The sequence below is a fragment of the Yersinia sp. 1252 StPb PI genome, from assembly GCF_048593885.1.
GTDB lineage: Bacteria > Pseudomonadota > Gammaproteobacteria > Enterobacterales > Enterobacteriaceae > Yersinia > Yersinia enterocolitica_E.
In genome coordinates this window covers 1-2,970 of the sequence record NZ_JAZGQE010000299.1, presented here as the reverse complement: position 1 = coordinate 2,970, position 2,970 = coordinate 1, and the positions used below count along the sequence as shown (strand labels likewise).

Below are 2,970 nucleotides of genomic sequence, written 5' to 3'. Positions count from 1 at the left end.
TAGTGTGTAATATGTACATTTTATTAAAGACCTCCGATTTCAAATAGAGATGTCAGCCTTTCCGTTAAAATTCACTTTTTAGCTTCAAAGCATGCATCATCATGACGGAATCAACAAAAACGGCCCCCATTGGGAGCCGTTTTATAGCACGTCAAATTCGCAGAAATTTGTACACTGTTATGTCAATTGCTTATCCGATACATGCTGCGTCTCTGTCACTGAATAGCCCGCCAAAATTGCCACGAAGATCATAAATAGATGGCCTTCAGATGAGTCCAGCAGGAATGAATTAAAGAAATTACACGCCATATAACTGGTCAATACAGCCAGTAGTACATTGCGTAAAACCGGTGTTTGTTGCCAAATAACGCGATAACAACAAACAATCCATGCCAAAAAGATAATTAAGCCAACAAAGCCTGATTGGATTGTTTCCAACAGATATTGGTTGTGTGGATTATTGATTTTGTAATTGATCTCTGGGTTCTCATAATAGAAGCCACCAGCACCGTGCCCCAGAATAGGTGACTCTTTAATTAGCCGCACCGCTTCAATGGCAAAGGCCGAACGTTGCCCCATCGAACTACGACAAGCATCATTTACATCATCCGCAGATGCGGCCATACAGACTTTTATCTCATCGACACCCTGCACGATACGGTCGGTCGCTTTATTGGGTATCAGTAGTAGTGCAGCAAAGGCTATCGCCCCTAACACTACCAATAGCCAGCGTTGGCGGCGCCCCAGAGAGAAGAATAACCATATCCCTAGCCCAACAACTAATGCCACATAACCGGTTCGCCCCAATACCAAGAACAGAATACTGTAGCTCGCCGCTGCCACCAGCAAGCCATACCCCCAGCGTTTCCAGCCCTGATTTTTAAAGGCCAGCGCCAGCCACAACATGGCGGCCAAAGCCATAAAGAAGTTTTGGGTAATTTGCAGTTTAAAGATAGTCGGATTGGTTGGATCTACATTGCCAATGGGAATGTGTAACACCCCAACGGCCAGTGTACCGACTAATGCCAGCGCGTTAGCCGCTAAGAAGCCGATTCCAAACAATTTTATCAACCGTGGTTGGTTGATAAAAAACAGGGCTAACGGCAATACATAAAGAAATTTCTTATCTTTACCCACCATATCCGGGCCATAACTGTTGTGATGAAACAGCAGTGACAATGCCAACAATGCAAACATCGCAGCAGGCAGGTAAACCAACGGATTCGTCAGTAATGGTTTGAATTGCAATGTGTTGCGATTCATTATCAAACAGATCAGGATTAAAACCAGTGAGATATTGATCAGTGGGTTGGATGTCGGTAAGGAGATACCTAGCAGCAATGCTGCAATACCACCCAGCATTTCACTGCGACGGTTGACCGTGAAAGCGGCCGGTGAAGAAGTCGATGGGATTGTCATAATTCTCTCAGCTTAAGCTGGTTAGCGGAAAATAAGGTTACTGATGTGCCCCCGTTAATGGCTTTGAGCGCGCCACGCATCAACAGCACTGATAACTTCGCTCACCGGAATGGCGTTCAAATACCGATCGGTAGTGTCAGTATCTATCTCATTAGGGTGTGGCAACGTGCGGTAATGCCCGGCCCATAACAGCGTGTGTGGAGCCTGCCACGGATGCCATTGGTTAAGATTACTGGGGCCAAAGAGGACCACTGCGGGTGTTTGTAAGGCTGCGGCCATATGCATTGCCACGGAATCTACGCCAATAAAGAGCTTAGCGTTATCAATAAATACTGCCAGTTCCGGTAGCGCCAGCAGGCCAGACAAATTAACCACCTTCTCGGGTTGTGTGCATCCGGCGATGATCTCAGCAATATAATCCAATTCAGCCTGATCTTTGCCGCCGGTAAGTAGAATGGTTTCACCTTGCTCAGTGAGATGATTTACCAGTTGGCTAAATGATTCACTGGCCCATGTTTTGAACTTCCAGCGAGCAGAAGGTTGGATCAATATATAGTCATTGATATGGCGTTGTTGGCACAATTTCTGTACCCGTTCAACATCGTGCACACCATAAGACATGGTAACATCAGTAATAATATCCGTCAGTTGTAGTGGTGCGAGAATATCCAGATTATTGAGTACGGTATGCCTTTTGGCCGCATTGGGGATATCAACCAATGTAGAATGACAATAGCGCCATAGCCAGGTATCGCGTTTGGGATAATGGAAACCAATACTGAAGCCAGGTTTTAATAAACGACAATACGCTGCGGCTCGCCATTGATCGGATAAATTGAGAATCAGATCATAATGGTGTTCTTTCAATGCATTAAACAGCGCTTTTTCGCCACTGATTTGGGCCTTTAGACCCGCATGCTTGAGGCCACGGTCAACAATAAATGCATGATTGACCGTTTTGTTCTCCCGCAGCATATCTTGCGTTCCGCCATACAGCAGCACGTCGATTTTTGCTTGTGGGTAGTTGGCTTTTAAGGTACTCAGTAGTGGCGTAGTGAGTAAAACATCGCCGAAATGGCGTAATTTAATCACTAAAATACGCTGAACGTTACTTTTGTCCCGCAGTGTATCTGGCAGGTTAAATGCTCGCTGTTGGGCGGTAGCAACAAGAGCAGAAGGTTGCCCGGCAGGTGATTCTGTCTTATTTGATGTATTCATCATAGGATGCGCCATCATCGGCAACGAAGGGGGGCAATAATGCTATCCAAGTGTTTGCTGCATGGCAATTCTTTTATATCCGTCATACTGCAAGCTGCATGTGCGTTGGCTGCCCTCGCTCACCCCAGTCACTTACTTGAAATATCTTTCTTACTTAACTCTATAAAGCCACGAATGATTGTAATGATCATTCTGCCCCGAAACTCAAGCTGGCAAGTAAGATAATTATCAGAAGAAATTGGCGTTATCGGCGCAAGCAGATTGAGTGTGGACAGCGCACAGCCAATGGAGCGTACACGCAGTACGTGACGGCGGCGAGCACTGCCCCGAAGC

The 2,970-nt window shown here is 46.0% G+C and carries 3 protein-coding genes; all 3 read right to left on the bottom strand.

What is annotated here, in order from left to right; all coding sequences use genetic code 11:
* Nucleotides 1-177: 177 nt before the first annotated feature.
* Nucleotides 178-1,419, bottom strand: a complete 1,242-nt coding sequence (gene waaL-ps, locus V2A85_RS22870; protein ID WP_372557916.1) for an O-antigen polysaccharide ligase WaaL-ps — start codon at nucleotides 1,417-1,419, stop codon at nucleotides 178-180.
* A gap of 54 nt (nucleotides 1,420-1,473) precedes the next feature.
* Nucleotides 1,474-2,640, bottom strand: a complete 1,167-nt coding sequence (gene rfaQ / locus V2A85_RS22865) for a putative lipopolysaccharide heptosyltransferase III (RefSeq protein ID WP_372557915.1) — start codon at nucleotides 2,638-2,640, stop codon at nucleotides 1,474-1,476.
* Nucleotides 2,641-2,765: 125 nt separating this feature from the next.
* Nucleotides 2,766-2,970, bottom strand: a 205-nt coding sequence (locus V2A85_RS22860; RefSeq protein ID WP_420072456.1) for a hypothetical protein, incomplete at its 5' end; no start/stop codon positions are given.